The organism is Levilactobacillus sp. HBUAS70063, assembly GCF_038374745.1.
In the GTDB taxonomy this organism is placed as follows: domain Bacteria; phylum Bacillota; class Bacilli; order Lactobacillales; family Lactobacillaceae; genus Levilactobacillus.
The window spans coordinates 87,476-111,031 of sequence record NZ_JBANSM010000007.1 but is presented as its reverse complement, the minus strand read 5'-3'; the positions used below and the strand labels follow the sequence as shown (position 1 = coordinate 111,031).

Genomic DNA, 23,556 nt, shown 5'->3' with positions numbered 1-23,556 from the left:
ATTTCTAATAGGGTGACGACCCAGTATTACGCCATCACCGAATGTGAAAGTAACGCCTGTTCGCCAGAAGTCGAGTCCTGAGACCACCCCTCAGGCTCAGGGCGTCCGGCCCACCGCGCCCCAGCTCATCTTGGGCGAACGGCAAGGCAACCAGTCCACACCAGTGTCGCCAGAACCTGAAATCATTGACCGGCGTTAACTCTGGAATTCGTGTTCGATGGTGAGATCCGCCTGAGGAATGTTCTTCGACGCAATCAGGGGTGACACAGCGCCAATACTCAACAAAGTCAGGTGATGCATGGCCCGCGACGCAATGGTGTATAGCGTCCCGGTCAACTGGTCGTTCGGATAATTTTCCGCTGAGACGTTGTAGGCAATGACGCTGTCGAACTCCAAGCCCTTGGCCAAGTAGATGGGGAGAACCACGATGCCCTTCGGTAAGGAACGGTCGGTGTCGGTCAGCCGGGTCAGGTCGAACTGCCCGTGTAGTTGCTGGTAAACGTGTTTGGCCTCGGCCGTGCTCTTGGTGAGGATGGCCACGGTCCCGTTGGTGGCCAGCTCCGTGGTCAGCTCGTTGGCCAGGGCCTTGGTCGCGGACTCTTCGTCGTAGCGAATGACCACCCGGGGCAGGTCACCGGGCCGGTTGAAGGCCTCAATCTGATCGCCATCGGGCAGTAAGGCCTTGGCGAAGGTGGTGATGGGATAGGTCGAACGGTACGACCGCCGCAGCGTAATCAGTCGCGACCGTTTGACGTTCAACGCCGCGTTTAACTTTTTCAGAATAGACTCGGGCGATTCGACCGCCTTGAAGAGGGCCTGCTCGCTATCGCCCAGCAACGTCAGCTTGGCCCGAGGGAAGGCGTGTTGTAGGTAAATCAGTTGCGCCATCGAATAGTCCTGCATCTCATCGACAAAGAGGTGCTGCATCCGGTGATTCTTGCCGCCACCAATCAACAGGTCGCGCAGGTACATCAGGGGTGCCGCATCGGTCAGGGCCAGCCGGTGAAATTCGATGTCGTGTTGGTAAGTGTCAATAACGCCTTGCCAGTCGTCGGCCGCGATGGTTTCCGGTAGCGGACACTGCTTCAAAAAGGCGGTGTACTGACTGTAGGCATCGAGAAAGTAGCCGTTATAAATGGCGTCGTCCACGGACCGGAGCCGTTTGCGCACAATCTGCCGGGCAATGAAGTCGATCTCATCATCGAGTTGTTCGAATTCGCCCAGGTGGTTGGCGCCCAGCCAATGGTGATAATCTTCATCGTTGAGTTGGTCAATCTCGTCGCGCACCCAGTCGGCCTTGGCTTCTTCGGCAATCCGGTGCTTGAGGCGCTTCTCCAATTCATTCTTAGTCCGCAAGAACCGGTCGGCCGGCGCCACTGCGGTTGGAAATTGATCGTAAATATCGCGAATCTCTTCCTTACTGAAGAAGACGCGGCCATCGAAGCGAATGTCGGTGAACTTGAGGTCGGCAGCCGGGCAGGCCTGACAGTAATTACGCACGGCCGTCATCATCGCCGCGCTCTCGCGGAAGTCGCGGAGCCGGTGATTGACGGGCTGTTGCTGGTCGGCCTCGTAGCGTTCGAATTGCGTTTGGACTTTCAACCCTTGGAAGCGTTGCGTGAGAAATTCGGCCAAGGTCACCTGCCGCATGTTCCGTTCCCCCAGACTGGGGAGGACGTCGCTGATGTAGTGGCTGAACAGGCGGTTGGGCGAGAAGAGGACAATCTGGTCGGCCTCGAGGTCGCGGCGGCTGTGGTACAACAGAAAGGCAATCCGCTGGAGAATCGCCGAGGTCTTGCCGGACCCGGCCACCCCTTGAACCACCAACAGGTCACTCTTGGTATCGCGGATAATGTCGTTTTGCTCGCGTTGAATGGTCGCCACGATGTTTTGCATGGTGGCGTCGTTCTGTTCACCCAAGGCGTGTTGCAGCATCTCGTCGCCCACGGTTTCGTTGGTGTCGAACATGTTTTCAATTTGGCCGTCTTGAATCAGAAATTGTCGCTTTTTCAGAAGGTCGGTCTCTTGGTCGCCGGCCGGCGTGCTGTAGGTCACCTTACCGAGCACCCCGTTGTAATAAATACTGGAGATGGGGGCCCGCCAGTCGTAGACCAGAAAGTTCTGGTCCTCATCGACGAAGGAAGCCGTGCCGATGTAGAGGGATTCCGGCGTGGTTTCGCCGGGGTCTTGAATGTCAATCCGCCCAAAGTAGGGGGATTTCTGTAGTTCTTTAAAGGTATCAATCTGATCTTGAATAATGTTTTGATTTTCAGTTAGCCGGGAGACCAACGCCCGTTGCTGCTGGAGCTCGGCACTGGTTTCGATTCGGTCATCGACTTCGAACCAGTTAACCGAGGTGTTTTCACTATAATTCTTCAGCACGTTACGCAACTCTTGATGCGCAGCCGTGTAGTCGGCCGTGGTCTTGGCGATCCGGTCACCAATCTGGTCAGCCACGCGGTCAACGCGTTGTTGTTCCTGTGCTTGTTCGCTGGTGGTCAAAATGACCGCCTCCTTTGGATAGGCTAAATGCCTAACAAGTCTAGTCATTTTTAGGGGTAATGTCAATTAAAGTGGCTGGAAACAGGTCGAGATTTTGGCGATTCATTAGGGCGATAATCACAGCGATGGTTTGACGACTGGTTTCAGTTTTTTTTTACCGGTCAAAAGCCCCGTTAAAGTCCGTCACCGCTAGTCACTTTGATTATAAATATCTTTGTCCGACAAGACAGTTTACTTTCATCTAAAAAACCTCTAAAATGGGTACCATGGATGTGCGATGAAAGTAGGCCAATTTCAGAGAGAAACCGCCCGTGCTGAAACGGTTTCGGTGCCCAAATGGGTCGCATGCAAATATTTACTCGATAATTAATTATCGCGGGGTCCCGTTAACGACAAAAGTGGTGGTCATAGTGACCACAATTTAGGTGGTACCGCGCAGTTAGCGTCCTATTGGAGTCCTTCTCCAATGGGGCGCTTTTTCAGAAAGGAAGAACATTGATGACTAAAAAGCACGTTATATTAACAGGTGACCGACCAACTGGTAAATTGCATATCGGACATTACGTGGGGTCCCTGAAGAACCGGGTCGCCTTGCAGAATACCGGCGATTACGACACTTACATTATGATTGCCGACATGCAGGCGTTGACCGACAATGCCCGCGACCCCGAGAAGATTCGCCACAGCCTGTTACAGGTGGCCTTGGACTACCTGGCCGTGGGCATTGATCCCGCTAAGTCCACGATTCTGGTCCAATCCCAGATTCCAGCCCTAAACGAGTTGACCATGGCTTACCTGAACCTGGTCAGCGTTTCGCGGCTGAACCGGAACCCGACCGTTAAGACCGAAATTAAGCAAAAGGCGTTCGGTGAAAGTGTGCCCGCTGGTTTCTTCATTTATCCGGTTAGTCAAGCAGCCGACATTACGGCGTTCAAAGCCGACACGGTCCCCGTTGGTGAAGACCAAGAACCGATGCTGGAACAGACGCGCGAGATTGTGCGGAGCTTCAACAGCATTTATCAACAGGAGATTCTGGTGGAACCAGAAGGCTACTTCCCGCCTAAGGGCCAAGGGCGAATCCCCGGTCTTGACGGCAATGCCAAGATGAGTAAGTCTTTAGACAACGCCATCTACCTGGGCGACAGCGCCGACGCTATCCAGAAGAAAGTCATGTCGATGTACACCGACCCCGAACACATTCACATCGAAGATCCTGGCCACATCGAAGGCAACACGGTCTTCACCTACCTCGATATTTTTGCGGACGATACGGCCAAAGTTGCCGATCTGAAAGCACAATACCAGCACGGTGGGCTCGGTGATGTTAAAATTAAGCGGTATTTAAACGACGTCCTGCAGGCCAAGCTTCAACCGATTCGCGAACGGCGCGAACAATACGCTGCCAACGAGGATGCCGTCTACGATATCTTGAAGCAGGGTAGCGAGAAAGCCAATCAAGTGGCCGCCCAAACGTTACGTGAGGTCCGCCACGCCATCGGCATCGACTACTTCGGTTAGACTGAAACGGGGGAGAATCTATGCAAAACTTAGCCATTGTTGATCTCGGATCGAACTCGGTCCGCATGGCCGTCAATGAACTCCATGATGACGGGACCTACCGCGAGGTTAATCGCGTCAAGGTCGATAGCCGCCTGTCAGAGGGCATGGGTCCCGAGAAGATTCTCCAACCAAAGGCGATGGACCGCACGATCAGTGCCCTCAAGTCATTTCGGCCATACTATGAGCAACTGCCCAATTTGGTGGTCAGAGGCATCGCCACGGCGGCGGTGCGGCAGGCCCGTAACCGCGATGAATTTTTAAAGCGCGTGGCGGCGGCCACTGACATTAACCTCGAGGTCCTTTCAGGCGACCAGGAAGCCTATTACGACTATCTAGGGGCAGTGAATCGGCTGAAAGTTAAGGATTGTCTGTTGCTGGACACCGGTGGGGCGAGCTGTGAGCTGGTCCACGTCAAGGACGGGCGCGATGCCAACCTGATTAGCGTGCCATTCGGGGCGGTTAACCTCTCCGAACAGTTTAGATTAGACGATCGCGTCCGCGCGGTCGACCTTTTCTCGGCGCAAGTCTTTCTGCGTGAACGGCTGCGCGATATTTGGTGGTTAAACGACGCCAAGCATCTGCCGCTGGTCCTGTTGGGCGGGGCGAACCGTACCCTGGCCCGCATGAACCGCCAGCAGCAAAAGATCCTCCACGTGGAGAATATTCACGGGTACCGGTTGACCACGGAACAAGTCATGAAGACCTTCGAGCGCCTCTTACGGGTGCCGTTGGCCGAACGAAAACGAATTTCCGGTCTAGAATTAGACCGCGCCGATATTATTATTGGTGGGATGTTGCCATTGGTGACACTTTTACAGATGTTGGACGCCGATCGGGTGGTCTTTTCCGAGAGCGGCGTTCGTGAAGGCATTATTTCCGAATATCTCAGTCAACGTTAGGAGGAATGTCTAATGGCCCAAACACCATTTTACCGGCTACCTTATGGAGCCCGGCGTGACTTGTTGGCACAGCAGCGTCATTTAACGGTTGACCAGTTGGCCCAGATCGCTTCGCGGCGCCGGGCTGGGGATGCCGACCTGATTGAAAATTACCTGACGACCTATGGCGTGCCCGAGGGGGTGGCCGTTAACCTGCGGATCAACGGCCGCGACGTGACGGTGCCCATGGTGACGGAGGAACCCTCCGTGATTGCCGCCGCCAGTAATGGGGGGCGGTTGTTGACCAGCAAGATGGGCATCATCACCTCGGTCGCCCGGCGCGAAGTCATGGGGCAGATTGTCTTGAGTCACGTGGACGACCGCACCGGCATTAAGGCCTGGCTTACGGCCCACCAGGAGGAACTCTTGCGGGTTGCCAACGCGGTTCACCCCTCATTACTGGGGCACGGCGGTGGCGTGCGGTCGCTACGAATTCGCTATATTCCGCCACACTGGATGTCGCTCGATTTATTCGTCGATGTCGGCGAGGCCATGGGCGCCAATCTGGTCAACACAATCTGTGAGGCCGTGGCGACTTACCTCAAGGAACATCTGACGGTCAACGTTTTGATGAGCATTTTAAGCAATTATGCCACGCACAGCCTGGCAACGGCCGAGGTGGCGGTTCCCGTGAACCAGTTGGCGACGAAGTCCGTCGACGGGGCCACGGTGGCCCAACGAATCTGCGATGCCAGCGACTTTGCCGCCCACGACCCGTACCGCGCCGTGACCCATAACAAGGGAATCATGAACGGTATCGATGCGGTCGTGCTGGCCATGGGCAATGATTGGCGGGCCGTGGAGAGCGGGGCACATGCCTATGCTAGCCGCCACGGTAGCTACCAGAGTCTTAGTCGCTGGTGGATCGTGGGCGAAACGCTCCGGGGCGAATTGACCCTGCCACTGGCCCTGGGCTACGTTGGGGGCGCCACGCGGGTCTTCCCGTTGGTGACCATCAATCAGCAGATTGCCCAGGTGACGTCCGCCCGTGACTTAATGGGTGTGACCGTGGCGGTGGGGCTCGCCCAGAATTTGGCGGCACTCCGCGCGTTGGTGACCGATGGTATTCAGCACGGCCACATGCAATTACAATTAAAATCACTCGCCCTGTCCGTTGGCGCCACACCCGGAGAGGTTCCGGCGGTGGTCGGCCGGCTCAGAGGCGAGACCCAACCAACGACGGCGCAGGCCAAAGCGGCCCTGGCCGCCGTTCGGGCAGCAAATTTAAAGAAATAGGTGACAGATAAAAATGTTGAAAGCAAAAGACGTGCAACTTAACGAGGCGGTCCAGGGACTCTTGAACCAGGTCAACGCCATTTATCCCGGTAAAGTCGAAGTCCAGTTCATTGGTGAGTTGCAGGCTGGCTACGTGCGTCACGACCAGGCGCAACAAATGCAGATGGGCAAGAACATTGCGATTCAAGTCGCCGATTTAACAGCCCCTAACTACACGGCCTCACACGAACTCTTACACTTGCTGATGATTCTGTCGGGCTTCCCTCAGGTCTTCTTCTCACTGACCACGGGGCAACCCAAGCTGGATGAACAGCTGATGATTATGGGCACGGAGCTCTACGATATCGTGAGTCACTTCGTCGTGGTTAGCGAACAGCAGAAGCATGGCCTGATTACACCGGAGATTAAGGATCTCTACCTGGCCGGGGTCAAGGCAACGATTAAGCCGGAGCCCGATCCCGTGGATGATGAGATGACCTTGCGGACGCTAACCTTGCTGGATGCGCTGGTCTTCTTCGGCCTAGACGACGCTAAGGTACTGGCGGAATTCGAACGCGACTATCCGATTAGTCTGGCGGCGGCGAAGAAGTTGTACGCCGTCATCACGGCCAAACCGGTGGATTCGCCGTTCACGTTACGTCGGAATGTGGTGAAGTTGTTCAAGGCCTTTGACGAACAACTGGAGGCTTGGAACTTACCGGGTCTTCACAACACCGAGTTCACCACGTTAACCAGCGTCTTGTCAAAACGTCAGCTCGGTTTGAAGGTCAAACAAATCTTTGAGCTCTACCATTCCGATATGCACGAGAAGACCACGCAACGGCGGGCTTACGTCGGCTTCAACCGCGCCGATGAACAGAATGCCTTCGTGCTGCCATCGCCGGCACCGAAGGACGATACGCCGGACTACTTCACGAAGATTTACGATCTGACGGTAAAGGAGCTCTTCGACCAACTGAAGATGCCTTACATCCTGCGATAATCGGTGATCACGCTGGTGTCGTCTTGGCTGGCAACGTTATGTGAGTTGGCCGCCTTGCCGTTCGTGGAAAGGGGTGCCTGCGCCTGCCAGAGGTTCCGCCTGCTATGGGGGACGCCTGAAGCCGAGAGGCGGGCTTCCGGCCTTCCCCAGCGTTCCAGCCTAGATTTCGCGAACGGTAAGGCGGCCAGCGTGAACAACGTTGATGAGCCGACTGATTTGTTCTGGCAGGCGCAGGCTACTGGTCAGGAAGATTTAATGGTTAGAAGCTAAAACCCGTATTTAGCGGGTAATTGACTTAGGAAAGGATGATGGGGATGGAAGCACGCTTACAAGCGACTTTTGATCAAGCGAAACACATTGTATTCTTAACCGGCGCAGGGGTTTCAACGCCCTCCGGCATTCCGGACTATCGGTCGAAGAATGGCCTGTATACGGGGCACCGGAACGCCGAATACTACTTGAGTCACAGCTGTTTAGTTCAGGAACCAGAGGTCTTTTACGACTACGTCAAACAGAACCTGTACTATCCGGATGCCAAACCCAACGTCATTCATGAGAAGCAGGCCGCATTGACTCGGCAGGACCGGGCCACGGTGATTACCCAAAACATCGATAACTTGTATAACGTGGCGGATACCCGGCACCTGGTCGAATTTCACGGGAACCTTTACAACGTGTACTGCCAGATCTGCGGGGCCAAAGCGGATTGGCACGATTACCTCAAGTCGCCGTATCATGAGGCTGATGGCGGTTGGTTACGGCCAGATGTCGTCCTCTACGATGAGGGCCTCAACACCACCAATGTTCAGCGAGCGGTGGCCGCGATGAATCAGGCCGACCTCGTGGTGATTGTGGGTACGTCCATGCGGGTTTACCCGTTTGCCGGTCTGTTGGATTATCGTAATCAGCAGGCACAGGTGGTCGTGGTCAATCAGGAAAAATTAAATCTCGGCTTCAACTACGACATGGTCCAAGCCGATGCTACGGAATTCTTCGCAGCATTGCGGGTCTGAGGGTGACAAGATGAATCATCAAGAAGTCATTGCGCAATTAAGAAAAGTCGTGCGGCGGCTACGGTGGCTGAATATTTTGCAGCTATTGCCCGACACACTGTTGGTCTACAGCATCATTCAGCTGGCCTTTAGTGGTCAACTGGTGACACTCTTTAATGCGACCTTTAATCGGCGCGAGGCCATCTTGGTGACGGTGATGTTTGCCTTGATTGATATCTGCGTGACGGGGATTCGCTACAACGACCGCGTCGCGGGAAAACGGCTGATTAGCCAGCTAACCGGTCAACTGACGGCACCGGAAGTGAATTTGATTAAACGGTTTGAGAACTTGAAGTAGGGAGTGACAGCATGATTACGATTGGGCTGACAACCTGGAAGGAGCATCCGGCCTTAATCGGCGGTGAGGACCGGCCGGTAACGCTAAACGAGTATGCGGGCCGGCTACCCCTGGTGGAATTGGATACGCCCTTTTACGGGATACCCCGGCAGAGTACGGTGGCCAATTGGCAGGCGGCGGTCCCCGCGGACTTTCAATATATTTTGAAGGCCAATCAGGTGATGACCCAACACGACCGTCAGGAGCCGGCGACCCCCGAATTACGGGCCGCGGCCTTCGAGCAGTTCAAACTGGCCGTCTCGCCGTTGGTGACGCACCATCAGTTACGGACGGTGCTGTTTCAATTTCCACCGTACTTCAATCGAACGACCGCGAATATCCAGTATCTGCGCGATGTCCGCGTCCAGATGGGGCAGCTACCGGTCGCCGTGGAATTTCGGAGTCCCAGTTGGTTTGACGACAGCGGGATGACGGCCGATGTGCTGGCCTACCTAAAGTCGTTAAAGCTGACCAACGTGACCACCGACGAACCCCACAACTTGAATAACGGGATTCCTTTGATCGAGACCGTCACCACGCCGGAATTGGCGGTGGTGCGGTTGCACGGCCGCAATACCGAGGGCTGGTTCAATCAGGGGGCCAACTGGCGAAAGACCCGAACGCTGTATAAATACAGCGAAGACGAGCTCCAGAAGATTGCGGACCTGGTACGGCGCCTCGCCGCTCAGGCCCAAGACGTCTGCGTCATCTTCAACAACAACTCCGGCAAGGACGCGGCGCCTAACGCGTTACGGCTCCAGGAAATCCTGGGACTTCACTGGGATAATCTGGCGCCTCAGCAGTTGGACCTCTTCTGATGAAAATGCTGGCTTCTTTCAAATCGCGTTAAAATCCCCGGGAACCGCTATGGCTCAACCGGGGTTTATGCTATACTGGATTAGAATTTAAACTGAAAATTAACCTAAAAATAATGGAACAATTTAGAGCGAGGGAAGGCTTTTACTTTATGGCAGACAAACCAAGTTTTTACATTACCACGCCGATCTACTACCCATCCGGGCGGTTACATATCGGTAATTCTTACACCACGATTGCGTGTGACGTGGTGGCCCGTTACAAGCGTAGCAACGGTTACGATGTCTTTTTCCTAACTGGGACCGACGAACACGGCCTCAAGATTGAGGATAAGGCCAAGGCACAGGGCCAATCCCCACAGGAATACGTGGACGGCATGGCTGACGGCATCAAGAAGCTCTGGAAGACGTTGGAAATTTCCAACGATAAATTCATCCGGACGACCGACAAGGAACACGTGGCGGCCGTTCAGGAGGTCTTCGAACGGCTCTTGAAGCAGGGCGACATTTACCTGGGCGAATACGAAGGTTGGTACTCCGAAGACGATGAGGAATACTTCACCGAAACGCAACTGGCCGAGGTCTACCATGATGACAACGGTAAGGTCATCGGCGGTAAGGCGCCTTCCGGTCACGAGGTCTCGCTGGTCAAGGAACAGTCTTACTTCTTTAAGATGAGTAAGTACGCCGACTGGCTACTGGACTTCTACCACAGCCACCCACACTTCATCCAACCGGAATCTCGGATGACCGAAATGATTAACAACTTCATCAAGCCGGGCTTGGAAGACTTAGCCGTTTCCCGGACGACCTTTACTTGGGGTGTGCCGGTCAAGAGCAACCCGAAGCACGTGGTTTACGTGTGGATCGATGCCCTATTGAACTATATCACCGCTCTGGGTTATACCAGTGACGATGAAAGCCTATTTAACAAGTTCTGGCCCGCTAACGTGCAGATGGTGGGGAAGGAAATTGTCCGTTTCCACTCCATTTACTGGCCAATCGTGCTCCACGCCTTAGGGATTGAAGCCCCAGACGAATTGTTTGCGCACGGCTGGTTGTTGATGAAGGACGGCAAGATGTCCAAGTCTAAGGGGAACGTCATTTACCCCGAAACCTTGGTGGACCGTTACGGCCTCGATGCCTTGCGTTACTATCTGATGCGGGCGATGCCTTACGGTAATGACGGGACGTTTACCCCCGAGGACTTCGTGGATCGGTTGAACTACGACCTGGCCAACGACCTGGGGAACCTGTTGAACCGAACCGTTGCCATGATTAACAAGTACGAAGACGGCAAACTGCCTGAATTCAAGGCGGGCGTGACGGCCTTTGACGCCGACCTGGAAGCCACGGCGGAAAAAGTCATCACTAACTACCGGGGATTGATGGATCAAATGCACTTCGCCGATGCCTTGGCGGAAATCTGGAAGTTAGTCTCCCGGACCAACAAGTACATCGATGAAACGGAACCTTGGCAATTGGCCAAAGACGACAGCAAGGCGACCGAATTGGCCGCTGTGATGGCGCATCTGGCCGCTAGTTTGCGGGTGATTGCGACCCTGATCAGCCCGATCATGACGCATGCGCCGAAGGAAATTTTTGCGCAATTGGGCTTAGATCCGGCAACCTTGGACATGGTTGACCTGAAGTTGGCCGATTTACCAGCCGGCAAGCAGGTCGTGGCTAAGGGCACGCCGATCTTCCCTCGGATCGATGTGAAGGAAGAAGTCGACTTCATTCAAGGTCAGATGACCAAGTCTGAAAAGACCAAGGGCCGGGCTGCGATGGCCGCAAAAGCCGAAGCACAACAGGCCGCTGCCCAGAGCGAGGCCGCTGAACTGACGTTGAACAAGCCAGAGATTCGTTTTGATAAATTTGAGAAGATTGAACTGCGGGTTGCCGAAGTCAAGGCCGTGGACCACGTGGAAGGGGCCGACAAGCTCCTGAAGTTCCAGCTGGACGCCGGCGACCAAGGCAATCGGCAAATCCTCTCTGGGATTGCCCAATGGTACCCAGAACCACAGTCTCTCGTGGGGAAGAAGGTCGTGATTGTGGCGAACCTGAAGCCACGGAAGATGCGGGGGCAGGTCAGCCAAGGGATGTTGCTGTCCGCAGAACACGATGGCAAGGTCCAATTAATCACGGTTCCGAGTGAACTGGTCAACGGGTCTTCAGTTGAATAAGCGTTAACGGAAACGTGGGCGGCGGGTCGATGAGACGCCAACCCACGTTTTCTTAACTCCTGACGTTGGCCACCTTCATCGTTTCCACCTTACCGTTCGCCAAATTTGGTGTCGTTGCCATGGCCTACGCCTGCCAGAAGTTCCGCCTACTGTGGGGGCCACCTCCAGCCAAAGGGCGGGCTTCCGGTTCGCTTGGAAGCCACGCAAGGTTCGCGCGTCTCCCCGCCCCATGCCGTAACTTGGCCCAAAACGCCAGCTAACGGCATCGACACAGCTGGCTCCACTCCTGGCGACCTCCGGCAGGTAACGTCACCGACTGGCGGCGGAACAGGCGATGTTGTGAAAAAAACTGGAAAGAGCCTGGCAATCACCAGAGTTATCCACTTAAACACTTATCCACCGGTAATTAACGGCGAGCTGGCCCATCGGCGGTGTCTAAGTGCATAAGTCAGTTGATAATTTACCGAATTGTGGGTGAAATTGTTCATCAGGTCTGCGATAATGGCGGTAGACAGTGGATTTGTTGATAAGTAACGGCTGATTTGGGGATAACCCGCGGATGGGCTGTGAATAACGGCAAACGAAAAAGTTGTTCACAGGTGGATAACTTTTGAGCGACTGAGGTCAAGTTATCCGACAACTGTGGATAATTCCGGCTATTGGCCGGCCAGCATCGGTAAAATGGCCGACGTTTTCCCCACCAGTTTTAAGGTTTAACAGAGATATAGGAGGATCTTGATGAAAATCTTTGATTCACATACCCATTTAAATAGCGAAGAATTTATTAAAGAAGTTCCGCGCTACCTCAAGCAGGCCGCGGATCTGGGCGTGGTTAAGATGGTGAATATCGGCTCCAACACGCAGTTGAACGCCGACGCCATCAAGCTGGCCCACCAGTATCCCCAACTTTATGCGGCGGTTGGCTGGCACCCGGAAGATTCCAAGAATTACGATGCGGCGGCCGAAAAGGTTTTGGAAGAACAATTGGCCGATGACCGAGTCGTAGCGTTGGGCGAGATTGGCTTAGACTATCACTGGGACAGTTCCCCTCAGGATGTTCAGCGTAAGGTGTTTGCCCGCCAAGTCGCGATTGCTAAGGAAGTGGGCAAGCCAGTGGCTATCCATAACCGGGACGCCTTCGAAGATACCTACCGGATTCTAAAGGCAGGCGGCATCGAGGAAATCGGTGGCGTCATGCATAGCTTTAATGGCGATCCCGAATGGCTTAAGAAATTTCTGGACCTCGGCATGCACATTTCCTACTCCGGCGTGGCTAGCTTCAAGAATGCCCACGAGGTTCACGACGCGGTTCGGGCCACGCCACTAGACGTCATGATGGTCGAGACCGATGCGCCTTATCTGACGCCGGAACCGCACCGTGGCGAACAGAATGAACCCGGCTTCACCCGCTATACGGTCGAAGCCATTGCTAAGGAACGCGACACCACGCCGGAAGAGATTGCGGCGGCGACTTACCACAACGCAGAGGAGTTTTATCACATCCATGAAGAAGATTAAAGAAGTCCTCGTGGTGGAGGGCAAAGACGATACGAAATCCATCAACCGGGCGGTCAACGCCGACACCATTGAAACCCGGGGGTCCGCGATTGATGAGGATACCCTAGCCTTAATTGAAAAATTAGCCGATCAACGCGGCGTGATTATTTTCACCGACCCGGATTTTTCCGGCGAGAAGATTCGCAAGATTGTGGCCGAGGCCGTGCCGAATGCCAAGCACGCCTTCCTGCCCAAGGCGGAAGGGCGGCCGGATAAGGCGGGCGGCTCGCTGGGGGTGGAACACGCCAGTCCGGAAGCGATTCGAGCCGCGCTGAGCCACGTGTACACGGAAACCACGGCGGCGCCCACGCTGATTACCCACGAGGACCTCATGGCGGCGGGCTTAATCGGTGGCGCGGGAGCCAAGGCCCGGCGCGAACAACTCGGTGAGCTTCTCCAGATTGGTTACGTGAATGGTAAGCAATTGGAGAAGCGGCTGCGGATGTTTAGCATTCAACCTGCAGATTTTGCGGCAGCCGTCAAGCAGATTCGTCAAAAGGAGGATTCTCATGAAGAATAACGTACCTGAAATTGGGTCACCGGCAAGAACGAAAGCCATCCTGACGCGCTATAAGCTGGTGGCGAAGAAGAGCCTGGGGCAGAATTTCCTGTCGGACCTGAATATTCTCCGCAATATCGTGGCCGCCGCCGATGTAACGGCGAACGATAACGTCATCGAGATTGGTCCCGGGATTGGGGCCTTGACCGAACAGATTGCCAAGCGGGCCCACAAGGTCGTGGCCTTTGAAATCGATGAAAATCTCCTGCCGGTACTGGAAGAAACGCTGATGGACTACGATAACGTCAAGGTCATTAACCAGGATATCTTGAAGGCTAACCTGCCGGCCGTGATTAAGGATGAGTTTGAGGCAGGCCATCCCGTGAAAATCGTGGCTAATCTGCCGTATTACATCACCACGCCGATTTTGATGGGCGTCCTCCAGAGTGGGGTGACGTTCGATAAGATTGTCGTCATGATGCAAAACGAAGTGGCCGATCGCTTGGTCGCCCAGCCGGGGTCCAAGGCCTACGGGTCGTTGTCCGTGGTCATGCAGTACCGCGCCCACGTGGAGGTGGCCTTTGAGGTGCCACGCACGGCCTTTATCCCGCAACCCAATGTTGACTCGGCCATCATCCGGTTGACGCCGCGAGAACCTTTGCCAATTAAACCGTACGAAGAGCAAGCCCTCTTTAAGTTTGTTAAGGGTTGCTTTGCCCACCGACGGAAAACGTTGTGGAACAATCTTCAGGGGATGTTTGGGAAGCAGCCAGAAGTCCGTGAACGGATTGAAACGGTCTTAGATCGCGTTGAAATCTCGCGGCAGCTACGCCCAGAGCGCTTAACCCTGATAAATTTTATCGAATTAACCAACGCTTTTCACAATGAAGGGCTTATGTAACCCTTTTCAATTGCGGATTCTTGCGGATTGAGGGCCGTTGTGGTATAATTTGCGTTTTTTGTGAAACCATGGTATCATGTTTCACAGAGGTGAAGTGCATGCCAACAAGTTTAGCGAACATTAAGAACAAACTGGACGATCGGATTGGCGAAAAGTTAATGGTGATCGCACAGGCCGGGCGTAAGAAGACGACAGAGCGGCATGGAATTCTTCGGGAAACCTATCCAGCTGTTTTCGTGGTAGATTTAGACCAGGACGAGAATTCGTTTGAACGGGTTTCATACAGCTATACCGACATTTTAACGAAAAACATCGAAGTTGACTTCGACGAATAAATAATTGGGCCAATTAGGCCTTTTTATTTTGCCCTAAACTCTGTCAAGAAGGTTGGCATTTAGCCCGGGTGACCAACTGGCCTCGGTAGAGTGGGGGCCAGATTTAGAGCAAAAAATCAGCCTGGGATAAATTCCCAGACTGCAGAGCCCTTAAACGGTTAGTTCTCAGGCAATTTAACGCTAAGTTCGGTGATAAAATTATGTTCATCGTGATAACCGTAATCGTTGACCGATGAAATCTCGTAGACCACCCCTGAAGACGCTGGAGATCGGTGACGAAAGGCTCGTTGGAGCTTTTGATAGTGGTTAAAGTATTGCTGACGGTTCCAATAAAAGAAGATACACAAATAATTTCCTTCAGGGATTTTCCCCAAGTAGGCCTTCAGTTCCGGTGGTTGAGGTGTGAAGACTTGGGTGAGCATCGCTTGATAGTGAATATCGGTTACTGATTGGTAAGGTCTTAAAGGAAAGCTGAAGCCATATTGTAAATTTCCAATGGTGCCATTCTCGATTAACAGTCTATCCAGTTGGCTAGTTTCCTTATCTGGATAGTCTAGGGGGGTGATGACCGGTTGGGTTGGGAGTTGAAGAATGGTTCGTTCCCTGATGTGGCGTTGATAAACAACGCTCAAGGGATGTTTGGTGATCTGTTGAAGGTCATTCAGTTGTTGGATTTGACCGCTGATTAATTGTTGACTATTTTGAAGGCGCCGGATCTGGTCGTCAATATGTCGTGATTGTTGTGTTAAAGCATTGGCCAAGGCATCACCCTTTAAGTTCAACACTTGGCGGATGTCTTCAATAGACAATTTGGCGTATTGGAGATACTTAACAATATTAATTTGAAAGACCTGTTGAATAACGTAATAGCGATAATTAGTTTCGGGGTTACGAATGGCTGGTTTGATTAAGTCAATCTTGTCGTAATATCTTAACGCTTGAATAGAAACATTACAGATTTTTGCCATTTTACCGATAGAAAAATTTCTCATCATGACCTCCTTGACTCTATGGTTAGTATAGACTTTATGATGATCTCAATAAAGCAATTAGGAGGTCAGCATGATGACAAATACAATTAGATTAATGTATCCGGATTGGCAGTCAGGTGATAATCCCGTTTATTACTTTGGTGCACAGCTGCTTAATTGGCTGGCACCACAAAACTCGCAACAAAAATTAATCAAAGTTCCGATTACCCCACCTCAAAATAAGCAGCCGAAGTTGAAACTGGAAAATGGGGTCACGGCCCAGTCAGAAGTTATAGCCAATGTTCACGCGGCACAAAAGATACTTGACGTTGAATTACCCGATAAGATTATCACTCTGGGTGGTAACTGCATGGTTTCACAGGCTCCGTTCGCCTATCTACATGATAAGTATGGGGAAGATGTGGGCATCGTTTGGATCGATGCCCATCCGGATATTTCCAATCCACAAATATTTTCAAATGAACATGCGATGGTCTTGGCTAATTTGATGGGGAAGGGGGATCCGGAACTAGCCAAGCTGGTGAAACATCCTTTCTCTAATGAATCGATTTTATATGTCGGCCTGCAGGAGCCTACAGCCGATGAGAAGAAGCGACTTCCAGAATTAGGATTAGATTATCAATTGGAAGATAACCAGCAAGTCGATATTGAAAAGATTCAGGCTTGGATTAATCAGCATCATTTCTCAAAAATTTTAGTTCACTTCGATATTGATGTGTTAGATCGAAATCTGTTCTTTGATCAATACTTCGATAAACCAGGTGTTACGGATTACGACGTGTCTGGTGGTAAATTAGATCCCGATAAAGCAAGTCACGTTTTGAAAAAACTGGGCGCTGATAATGATATTGTTGGTTTGACCATTGCTGAATACCTGCCCTGGAGTGCCTTAAAGCTGAAAGAAATGATGGAAAATATGTCAATTTTTAACTAAAGGCTGAAAATAGATGACGTCGCTTCATTGGCCAATTATTTAGAAATCAGATTGAACTATCGCGTCTTACGTGGGACGAGGACAGCAGATTTTTTGATAAACTTAAATTGTGCAAGGGTGTCCTGCACGGCTAAAGTCAGTTTTAGCGCGTGTTTGGAGAACCCTTTTTATTTTGACCGTAACCATAGTATAATAGGCTTAATCAGATTCACGAGAACGGTAGGCGGTGGCCTATCTGGAATTAAGGTGAGCTCATGCAACTGATTGAAAAGGCGCCTGCCAAGATAAACCTCGGGCTCGACACGCCGTACCATCACCAGGATGGCGCGGAAGAGTGGAACATGGTCATGACGTCCGTGGACTTGGCGGACTATGTCGAAATTCAAACGTTAACCAAGCATAAACGCATTCGGGTCGCCTCGGACAGCGGCTTTTTGCCGAACGATCAGCGCAATCTGGCCTATCAGGCGGCCCACTTACTTCAGACGACCTTTAACGTGGGTGAGGGCGTGAACATTCGGATTAAGAAAAACATTCCGGTCGCCGCTGGGCTCGGCGGAGGTTCGTCCGATGCGGCCGCGGTATTACGCGGATTGAATCAATTGTGGCAACTCGGCCTGAGCTGGCAGGAGTTGGCGGAGTTAGGCCTTCAGATTGATTCGGACGTGCCTTACTGCGTGTATGGCCGGACGGCGCACGTGCGCGGTCGCGGCGAGCGAATCACGCCATTATCGAAGTTACCGGCGGCCTGGGTGGTACTGGCGAAACCCAAAGTCAGCGTGTCCACGCCCAGCATTCTTCAGCAGATTCGGTACGACGACCTTGACCATCCCGACATTGACGGCTTGTTACGGGCTGTGCGCAATCAGGATATCGAGGAGATGTGTGCGGTGATGGGCAACGTATTGGAACCCTTGACGGCGCACCGTTACCCGGAGATTACGCAGTTAAAGCAACAATTGATGAAGTTCGGCGCCGACGCCGCACAGATGAGCGGGACTGGGCCGACCGTCTTTGGCCTGTGTAGCAAGCAATCCCGGGCCCAACGCGTCTTTAACGGGATGAAGGGCTTTTGTCGCGAGGTGTATTTGGTGCGGCCACTGCCTTAAAGAATTAGCGCAACAGCAGTTCAGCCGGCGATTAGGTTGCTGTTGTTTTAGTGTAGGGTATTTTATTTAGGTGTTTTCATCTAGCTATGCTATATTTGAGCTCATGAGAAAGGGGAGACTGGAATATGACGAAGTTTAAAGAGATTTATTCATCAAGCTTTATCGATCAATTTGGTAGCTTTGCCAATCAGTTCGGCGATTTACAACTCCTTCCAGCCACTCCGTATATCGACTTGGAACGGATTACGAAGTTGCTGGGACTTAAGATTAACTATGAGAAACGCGACAATCATTTTTCTGGCAACTTTGATGAGGCGACAAGTACAATCAAGGTTAATCAAAATCATCCGGAAACGCGCATTCGGTTTACAATTGCTCATGAAATTGGACATGATGTTTTAGGCCATCATGGGATTTCATTTCGTTCGAGCGATCTCGGTGCTTATCAAAGTGTCCTAGAGAAGAGCAATGAAATGGCCGCAAATAACTTTGCGGCTACGCTCTTAATGCCGAGAACCTTATTATTAAATCTCGTTAAGCGAGATATTAATCAGGCAGGTTTAGATGATACGGGACTAACGCCGCAGCAAGTTGCCGATATCACGAAAGATATCGCTGGTGAGTTAGCAGTATCTGAAAAATCAATGACTTATCGCTTCCAAAACGTTAGATTATTTGTGAAGAAAAATGACTGAAGAAATCTATAATGAGGTTCAAAAACGGTTGTTGTCGGTCAAACTGTTTTCAGAAGCTGAAATTAAAATATGGGTAAGGCCGCGATTAGAACAGGGTGATGGGGCACAACAGGATCCATTTAACTTGGCACAGTATGGTGATTTTAGTCACTATCATATTGAAAGATTAGAGTTTAAGAGTGCCACGTCAAATGGTCTGTTTTCACAAGTGAAAATGGTTGTTGCTAAAATCAATCAAATGTTAAAGAACGGAGATATTCAAGATTGGAATATCTTTTATTTGTATAAGGAACTGATTCAGCAGTTGGTTAAAGATAGAAGTCAGGGCTATTTTAATTATTTTCGGGGCCAGTTTGACGATTGGCCATTGGTTCCGAGTCTATTTAGAAATAATACCAAGAAGAGTTTTATCACGACCTATGATCGGATTTATGGAGACATTGCCAAGGAGTATCCGGATATTTTAAGTTATATTCCGTATAGTCGGGAGCGAGCCGAGGCGCGGGCAGAGCAGCTTGCCATGCTACAGCATTATGGGATGCGAACGAGTTTGTTGGATATCACGAAAAATCCATTTATCGCGCTACAATTCATGGTTCTGGGTTATGCGGCGGCCGACCATTGGCATGTTAATTCATTTGACCTATATGCCATTGACGAAGAGCGGCATGCCGAGGAGAATGTGTTCGTGGCTGTTGTCAAAAATGACCGTAATAAACGAATTAAGGCCCAAAAAGGGGCTTTCTTCGACTATGACTATTTAAATGATATCAAGGAAACCCAGATCCACTTAATCCCGCGTTTGAAGGTTCGTGTTGCTTTTGACGTAAGTGATGTAGATGATCGGTTGAAAGACCAACAAGGGGAGTTTCGGCAACTTCTTGGGTTACTACGTCCGGAAGAGGCGTCACATTCTGAAGAACAAGGACAGACGCCCAGAAAATTGTCGAGTCCGTTGCTCGCTAAGCAATTGGAAGGTAATATTAAGGATATTGATGAACTTCGAGAGAAGAGTCCGGACTTAATGAAAACACGATTGAGTTTTCTATTGAGTCGAGATACTAGTCAGAAATTGCAAGAGTATTTTTACTTAGAAAAGAACCTTTTTCCTGATTTTGATAAGTACATTGTTTATCTTCAGCAGAAAAATATCGAACCACGAGAAAAATTAAATCGGTAAGAAGTGAATAAGGATTAAAGCAGATGAAATTTTCCAAGCCATTCAAGCGGACCCCATGAACCACGATTTCACGCAACAGGGGATGTTGCCGTTGTATCACGTAGAGCCTCAGGCCGAGATCTTATTGGTCAGCCAGGCCCCAAGTCGGCAGGCGCAAGCGTCGATGACCTTCTGGGACGACGCCAGCGGAAACCGACTCCGCGACTGGATGGGCGTGACTAAGGACCAGTTCTACCACTCCGGCAAGCTAGCCGTGTTGCCGCTGGACTTTTACTATCCCGGTAAGCATGAGCATGGCGGGGATCTCCCCCCACGCAAGGGTTTTGCAGATAAGTGGCACCAGCCGCTGCTGGAATTAATGCCACAGATTAAGTTGACACTACTCATCGGGCAGTATGCGCAAAAATACTACTTGCCACAACGAGAAAAGACATTGACAGCAACGGTTGCCCACTACCGCGATTATCTGCCGGCGTACTTTCCGCTGGTTCACCCTTCACCGCTGAATTACGGCTGGATGAATCAGCATCCGTGGTTCATGACGGATGTTGTACCGGAACTGCAAGCCCGTGTTCATCAGCTTATTCAGCCATGAAAATAGCGCCATTTTAACGATAAAACTATAGCGCGTCAGGTCACGAGAACGTTGATCTGACGCGCTTTCAGTTATAAATATATTTGTAAGGCGTTTGACTGGTATTGTCAGAGAAAATCCGGCATGATAGCTAGGTGAGGTGAAGCGTGTGAAAATTGAGAGTGGACGGGTTAATCCTAATTTGGTCATAGAGCTTCAAGAGGCCCTAGGGACGCCGCTAACGCAAGCAGACTTGATTCAACTGGTTATGGGGCAGCACTTAGAAGACGGGATCAGCACGCCAGATTTGGCTGCTGAATCGGACTTCCCGCCGGTTGACCAGCAGAAGAATCATCATCGTGGGTAGCGATGGAGCATTCCAAGATTTACGCAAAAAAATCCTCACAAGACCAACGACTCGCGGTTCGCTGGTGGCGTGAGGATTCTCAAACTTATTTAATTAACGTTCAGCATTACAGGTTGATCGTGGCGTTGTCGCCAGAAAGGGCAACCTTCGTAACTTTACCATTTTCGTGAACTAAGATGGTGTTCGAACCAGTCAAGCCGGTAGCACTAACCTTGAGTTCATTTCCATGGCGTTCAACCGTGACCTTGCCGGCGTCGTGACCCTTTTGATCAACGACGGTCGTGCTGGTCGTGCCTTCATGCATATCGAAGAGGTGAATGTCCAAGTCCTTGGTGAAATCGTAGTCGGCGTGAACGGCCTTTGGATTCCGCAAGAGAATGGTGTTGTCGCGAGCCAGGACTGGCAGGCTTAATTCATCGTAGTTCAAGCTGAGCCACTTACCATCTTTGATATCGTAGAATTCGTTATCGTCGATGATGCTGGTCCACTTGCCGGCTGGCAGGTAGAGGTTGACATGACCTTCATGGTTGAAGACTGGGGCAACCAATAATTGACTCCCAAACATGTATTGGTTATCCAACGTGTGGGTAGTCAGGTCGTCTTGGAATTCGAACCACATTGGCCGCATAACGGGGTTCCCGTAAGCCGTGTCGTGAGCAGCCTGCGTGTACAGGTAAGGCATCAGGGACAACTTCAAGTTGACGAACTTCCGCGTGTTATCAACGGCTTCATCGTCGAAGTTCCATGGAACCCGGTAAACATTGCTACCGTGGTAACGACTGTGGGAAGATAACAGCCCGAATTGCGTCCAACGCTTGTACAGGTCTGGCGTAGGGGTATCTGGACCATCTTCGAACCCACCAATATCGTGGCTCCAGAAGGCAAAGCCAGAACTCAAGAAGGACAGCCCACCATGTAAGGTATCGGACATGTTCTTGAAGTTAGATAAGGCATCGCCACCCCAGTGTAATGGGTACTTCTGGGAACCAACCGTTGCGGAACGAGCAAAGACAACCGCTTCATCTTCACCCTTAACTTCTTGGATCGTCTCGAAGACGGCCTTGTTGTATTGCAGGGTGTAGTAGTTGTGTTCGCGCTTAGGATCGGAGCCATCGAAGAAGACGGCATCGTCAACTGGAATCCGTTCACCGAAGTCGGTCTTGAAGCAGTCAACGCCCATGTCAAGTAAGGCCTTTAACTTGCTCTTGTACCATTTCGTTGCTTCAGGGTTGGTGAAGTCAACAAAGGCGTTGCCGGCTTGCCAGAGGTCCCATTGCCAGATGTTGCCATCTTCGCGTTTAACGAAGTAGCCGTTCTTCTTACCTTCTTCAAACATCTTCCCCTTTTGGGCGATGTAAGGATTCAACCAGACACAAACCTTGATGCCCCGGTCGTGAATCTTCTTGATTAAGCCTTCTGGATCTGGGAATTCATCGCGGTCCCATTCCATGTTGGACCATTCGAAGCCCTTTTGCCAGAAGCAGTCAAAGTGGAAGACATCCAATGGAATGTTGTGTTCCTTCATCCCATCGATAAACTTCAAGACGGTTTCTTCACTGTAATCAGTGGTGAAGGACGTCGTCAACCAGAGACCGAATGACCATGCTGGTGGTAATTGCATCTGACCGGTTAATTCGGTGTAACGGTGTAAGATTTCTTGTGGTGTTGGTCCGTAGATCACGTAGTACTGTAAGGATTGGCCTTCGGTACTGAATTGAACCCGGTCAACGTTTTCTGAAGTGATTTCAAAGTCAACGGGTTGTGGTTCGTCAACGAAGACCCCGTAGCCAGCATCCGTTAAGTAGAATGGAATGTTCTTGTAAGATTGTTCGGAAGCCGTCCCACCATCTTGGTTATCGATGCGGACTTCTTGGCCGTTCTTCACAAAGTTACCGAAGCGTTCACCTAAACCATAAACCTTATCTTCCACGCCAACGGAGAGTTGTTCACGCATGTAGTCGATGTTGGTGGACTTGTCGTGAATAACCCCTTGGGCCTTGTCCAAGGATTGCGTTAACAGATGATCGTCATGCAAGAAGTCGAGTTGGAAAGCGGTCTTGAATGGAATCCGAGCCGTCAACTCACCGGACTTGAAGGTTAATTCCTTATCGCCCGTGGTAATGTCGACGTCAGGGTTTTGGTCGTTAATTTCATAAGAAGGCCCCTTGGTATCTTGATCGAAGTGGGTCAGCTTAACGCCAATCACGCCTTCAATCGGGGAGGTCAACTTAATCGTACTCATCCCTAAGTTAAGTTCGTCGCCCCGTTCGTTGATGAACTTGAAGGGTGCGTACAACGTTAATTGCTTGTCCGTCTTCTTATAGTCGAAGACTTCACGTGGTGATTCAATTTGGTATTGTGGTCGGTCTAGCCAGTAGCCATTCGTAAACTTCATGGATAAACACCTCTTGAATTTTTTAGGAAATTGAATTTCTTAATCGACAAACCCAGTGTACGTTGCTGAATCCAAAATGTCAACGCTTACATTTGGGCTCGTTTTAAGCGGGTAACTGGCCAGTCGCCGCGCCACCGGGGCGTTATACGGTTAACGATCACTGAAAATAAATTTTCCGGATCCACGGACTAGCCGCTCCTGAATGGGGGAGACCCAACGGCCATTCGAGCGAGTTATCGGTAGCTAACTTAGTTAAAACGGATTTTACAATAGGTAATAACAAAATTCTCAAATTTTTCAAATCTGGCTGAAATCTTATCAGATTGGGCCTGACACCCAGACCACCCGGGCGTAAACGGTTAAGCGACATGAAAATTATATTGACAACTGAAAGCGGTTACAGTATGCTA

General features: G+C 51.3%; 22 protein-coding genes. 19 read left to right on the top strand and 3 right to left on the bottom strand.

The genetic code is table 11. The features are described 5' to 3' along the window. Positions 1-43 precede the first annotated feature (43 nt). A complete protein-coding gene (locus V8I28_RS11225; RefSeq protein ID WP_341780189.1) occupies positions 44-199 on the top strand; it encodes a hypothetical protein in 156 nt (51 codons plus the stop codon). On the opposite strand, the gene helD is transcribed toward V8I28_RS11225, so the two are convergent. Beyond that, positions 196-2,550 carry an RNA polymerase recycling motor HelD gene (gene helD, locus V8I28_RS11220; RefSeq protein WP_445928209.1) on the bottom strand — a complete coding sequence of 785 codons (2,355 nt, stop codon included), beginning with the start codon at positions 2,548-2,550 and terminating at the stop codon, positions 196-198. The genes V8I28_RS11225 and helD overlap by 4 nt on opposite strands. Before the next feature lie 447 nt (positions 2,551-2,997). Between helD and trpS the strand changes: the two genes are divergently transcribed. The 12 genes from trpS (at position 2,998) to V8I28_RS11160 (ending at position 14,900) form a co-directional block, all read left to right on the top strand. Beyond that, complete coding sequence (gene trpS / locus V8I28_RS11215; protein ID WP_445928208.1) at positions 2,998-4,020, top strand: tryptophan--tRNA ligase; 1,023 nt, start codon at positions 2,998-3,000, stop codon at positions 4,018-4,020. A gap of 20 nt (positions 4,021-4,040) precedes the next feature. After that, positions 4,041-4,961: a Ppx/GppA family phosphatase gene (locus V8I28_RS11210; RefSeq protein ID WP_341780186.1), complete on the top strand. Its 921-nt coding sequence runs from the start codon at positions 4,041-4,043 to the stop codon at positions 4,959-4,961. 12 nt (positions 4,962-4,973) lie between these two features. Beyond that, positions 4,974-6,236, top strand: coding sequence for a hydroxymethylglutaryl-CoA reductase, degradative (locus V8I28_RS11205; RefSeq protein WP_341780185.1), 1,263 nt, complete (start codon positions 4,974-4,976; stop codon positions 6,234-6,236). A 16-nt stretch (positions 6,237-6,252) separates the two neighbouring features. Then, positions 6,253-7,218, top strand: coding sequence for an IpaB/EvcA family protein (locus V8I28_RS11200; protein WP_341780240.1), 966 nt, complete (start codon positions 6,253-6,255; stop codon positions 7,216-7,218). 314 nt (positions 7,219-7,532) lie between these two features. Next, positions 7,533-8,231 carry an NAD-dependent protein deacylase gene (locus V8I28_RS11195; protein ID WP_341780184.1) on the top strand — a complete coding sequence of 233 codons (699 nt, stop codon included), beginning with the start codon at positions 7,533-7,535 and terminating at the stop codon, positions 8,229-8,231. A gap of 10 nt (positions 8,232-8,241) precedes the next feature. Further along, on the top strand, positions 8,242-8,568 hold the full coding sequence (locus tag V8I28_RS11190; protein WP_341780183.1) for a hypothetical protein: 327 nt from the start codon (positions 8,242-8,244) through the stop codon (positions 8,566-8,568). A gap of 11 nt (positions 8,569-8,579) precedes the next feature. Further along, positions 8,580-9,425, top strand: a complete 846-nt coding sequence (locus tag V8I28_RS11185; protein ID WP_341780182.1) for a DUF72 domain-containing protein — start codon at positions 8,580-8,582, stop codon at positions 9,423-9,425. 149 nt (positions 9,426-9,574) lie between these two features. After that, on the top strand, positions 9,575-11,608 hold the full coding sequence (gene metG / locus V8I28_RS11180; RefSeq protein ID WP_341780181.1) for a methionine--tRNA ligase: 2,034 nt from the start codon (positions 9,575-9,577) through the stop codon (positions 11,606-11,608). Positions 11,609-12,346: 738 nt separating this feature from the next. Continuing rightward, the gene (locus V8I28_RS11175) at positions 12,347-13,126 is read left to right on the top strand and encodes a TatD family hydrolase (protein WP_341780180.1); all 780 of its coding nucleotides are present in this window, start codon (positions 12,347-12,349) and stop codon (positions 13,124-13,126) included. Next, positions 13,113-13,685 (top strand): ribonuclease M5, encoded by a 573-nt coding sequence (gene rnmV, locus V8I28_RS11170; protein ID WP_341780179.1) that lies wholly within the window; start codon positions 13,113-13,115, stop codon positions 13,683-13,685. Before V8I28_RS11175 ends, rnmV begins: the two co-directional genes overlap by 14 nt. Beyond that, entirely contained in the window at positions 13,675-14,565 is an 891-nt protein-coding gene (gene rsmA, locus V8I28_RS11165) for a 16S rRNA (adenine(1518)-N(6)/adenine(1519)-N(6))-dimethyltransferase RsmA (RefSeq protein ID WP_341780178.1), read from the top strand. The genes rnmV and rsmA overlap by 11 nt, the downstream gene beginning before the upstream one ends. A gap of 98 nt (positions 14,566-14,663) precedes the next feature. Beyond that, a complete protein-coding gene (locus V8I28_RS11160) occupies positions 14,664-14,900 on the top strand; it encodes a Veg family protein (RefSeq protein WP_011667243.1) in 237 nt (78 codons plus the stop codon). A gap of 158 nt (positions 14,901-15,058) precedes the next feature. Here V8I28_RS11160 and V8I28_RS11155 read toward each other — a convergent pair whose 3' ends face one another. Beyond that, positions 15,059-15,895: a MerR family transcriptional regulator gene (locus tag V8I28_RS11155; RefSeq protein ID WP_341780177.1), complete on the bottom strand. Its 837-nt coding sequence runs from the start codon at positions 15,893-15,895 to the stop codon at positions 15,059-15,061. Between the two features lie 70 nt (positions 15,896-15,965). On the opposite strand from V8I28_RS11155, the gene V8I28_RS11150 reads away from it, so the two are divergent. The 6 genes from V8I28_RS11150 to V8I28_RS11125 all read left to right on the top strand — a co-directional run bounded on the left by V8I28_RS11150 (position 15,966) and on the right by V8I28_RS11125 (position 20,751). Further along, positions 15,966-16,826 carry an arginase family protein gene (locus tag V8I28_RS11150; RefSeq protein WP_341780176.1) on the top strand — a complete coding sequence of 287 codons (861 nt, stop codon included), beginning with the start codon at positions 15,966-15,968 and terminating at the stop codon, positions 16,824-16,826. A 254-nt stretch (positions 16,827-17,080) separates the two neighbouring features. Continuing rightward, positions 17,081-17,935, top strand: coding sequence for a 4-(cytidine 5'-diphospho)-2-C-methyl-D-erythritol kinase (ispE, locus tag V8I28_RS11145; protein ID WP_341780175.1), 855 nt, complete (start codon positions 17,081-17,083; stop codon positions 17,933-17,935). Positions 17,936-18,060: 125 nt separating this feature from the next. Continuing rightward, positions 18,061-18,630: an ImmA/IrrE family metallo-endopeptidase gene (locus tag V8I28_RS11140; RefSeq protein WP_341780174.1), complete on the top strand. Its 570-nt coding sequence runs from the start codon at positions 18,061-18,063 to the stop codon at positions 18,628-18,630. Continuing rightward, on the top strand, positions 18,623-19,810 hold the full coding sequence (locus V8I28_RS11135) for an FRG domain-containing protein (RefSeq protein WP_341780173.1): 1,188 nt from the start codon (positions 18,623-18,625) through the stop codon (positions 19,808-19,810). The genes V8I28_RS11140 and V8I28_RS11135 overlap by 8 nt, the downstream gene beginning before the upstream one ends. A gap of 55 nt (positions 19,811-19,865) precedes the next feature. Next, entirely contained in the window at positions 19,866-20,405 is a 540-nt protein-coding gene (locus V8I28_RS11130; RefSeq protein WP_341780172.1) for a uracil-DNA glycosylase family protein, read from the top strand. A 148-nt stretch (positions 20,406-20,553) separates the two neighbouring features. Beyond that, complete coding sequence (locus V8I28_RS11125) at positions 20,554-20,751, top strand: hypothetical protein (RefSeq protein ID WP_341780171.1); 198 nt, start codon at positions 20,554-20,556, stop codon at positions 20,749-20,751. Between the two features lie 106 nt (positions 20,752-20,857). Here the strand turns inward: V8I28_RS11125 and yicI are convergent, their stop codons facing one another. Then, entirely contained in the window at positions 20,858-23,146 is a 2,289-nt protein-coding gene (gene yicI / locus V8I28_RS11120) for an alpha-xylosidase (RefSeq protein ID WP_341780170.1), read from the bottom strand. Positions 23,147-23,556: the final 410 nt, after the last annotated feature.

Excerpts from the sequence above, each read along its gene's own strand:
- V8I28_RS11135 (WP_341780173.1), top strand. The coding sequence starts at position 18,623 with ATGACTGAAGAAATCTATAATGAGGTTCAAAAACGGTTGTTGTCGGTC.
- helD (WP_445928209.1), bottom strand. The coding sequence starts at position 2,550 with ATGACTAGACTTGTTAGGCATTTAGCCTATCCAAAGGAGGCGGTCATT.
- V8I28_RS11150 (WP_341780176.1), top strand. The coding sequence starts at position 15,966 with ATGACAAATACAATTAGATTAATGTATCCGGATTGGCAGTCAGGTGAT.
- rsmA (WP_341780178.1), top strand. The coding sequence starts at position 13,675 with ATGAAGAATAACGTACCTGAAATTGGGTCACCGGCAAGAACGAAAGCC.
- yicI (WP_341780170.1), bottom strand. The coding sequence starts at position 23,146 with ATGAAGTTTACGAATGGCTACTGGCTAGACCGACCACAATACCAAATT.
- V8I28_RS11205 (WP_341780185.1), top strand. The coding sequence starts at position 4,974 with ATGGCCCAAACACCATTTTACCGGCTACCTTATGGAGCCCGGCGTGAC.
- V8I28_RS11190 (WP_341780183.1), top strand. The coding sequence starts at position 8,242 with ATGAATCATCAAGAAGTCATTGCGCAATTAAGAAAAGTCGTGCGGCGG.
- V8I28_RS11130 (WP_341780172.1), top strand. The coding sequence starts at position 19,866 with ATGAACCACGATTTCACGCAACAGGGGATGTTGCCGTTGTATCACGTA.
- V8I28_RS11175 (WP_341780180.1), top strand. The coding sequence starts at position 12,347 with ATGAAAATCTTTGATTCACATACCCATTTAAATAGCGAAGAATTTATT.
- V8I28_RS11160 (WP_011667243.1), top strand. The coding sequence starts at position 14,664 with ATGCCAACAAGTTTAGCGAACATTAAGAACAAACTGGACGATCGGATT.
- metG (WP_341780181.1), top strand. The coding sequence starts at position 9,575 with ATGGCAGACAAACCAAGTTTTTACATTACCACGCCGATCTACTACCCA.
- V8I28_RS11195 (WP_341780184.1), top strand. The coding sequence starts at position 7,533 with ATGGAAGCACGCTTACAAGCGACTTTTGATCAAGCGAAACACATTGTA.
- rnmV (WP_341780179.1), top strand. The coding sequence starts at position 13,113 with ATGAAGAAGATTAAAGAAGTCCTCGTGGTGGAGGGCAAAGACGATACG.
- V8I28_RS11210 (WP_341780186.1), top strand. The coding sequence starts at position 4,041 with ATGCAAAACTTAGCCATTGTTGATCTCGGATCGAACTCGGTCCGCATG.
- ispE (WP_341780175.1), top strand. The coding sequence starts at position 17,081 with ATGCAACTGATTGAAAAGGCGCCTGCCAAGATAAACCTCGGGCTCGAC.
- V8I28_RS11140 (WP_341780174.1), top strand. The coding sequence starts at position 18,061 with ATGACGAAGTTTAAAGAGATTTATTCATCAAGCTTTATCGATCAATTT.
- V8I28_RS11155 (WP_341780177.1), bottom strand. The coding sequence starts at position 15,895 with ATGATGAGAAATTTTTCTATCGGTAAAATGGCAAAAATCTGTAATGTT.
- V8I28_RS11185 (WP_341780182.1), top strand. The coding sequence starts at position 8,580 with ATGATTACGATTGGGCTGACAACCTGGAAGGAGCATCCGGCCTTAATC.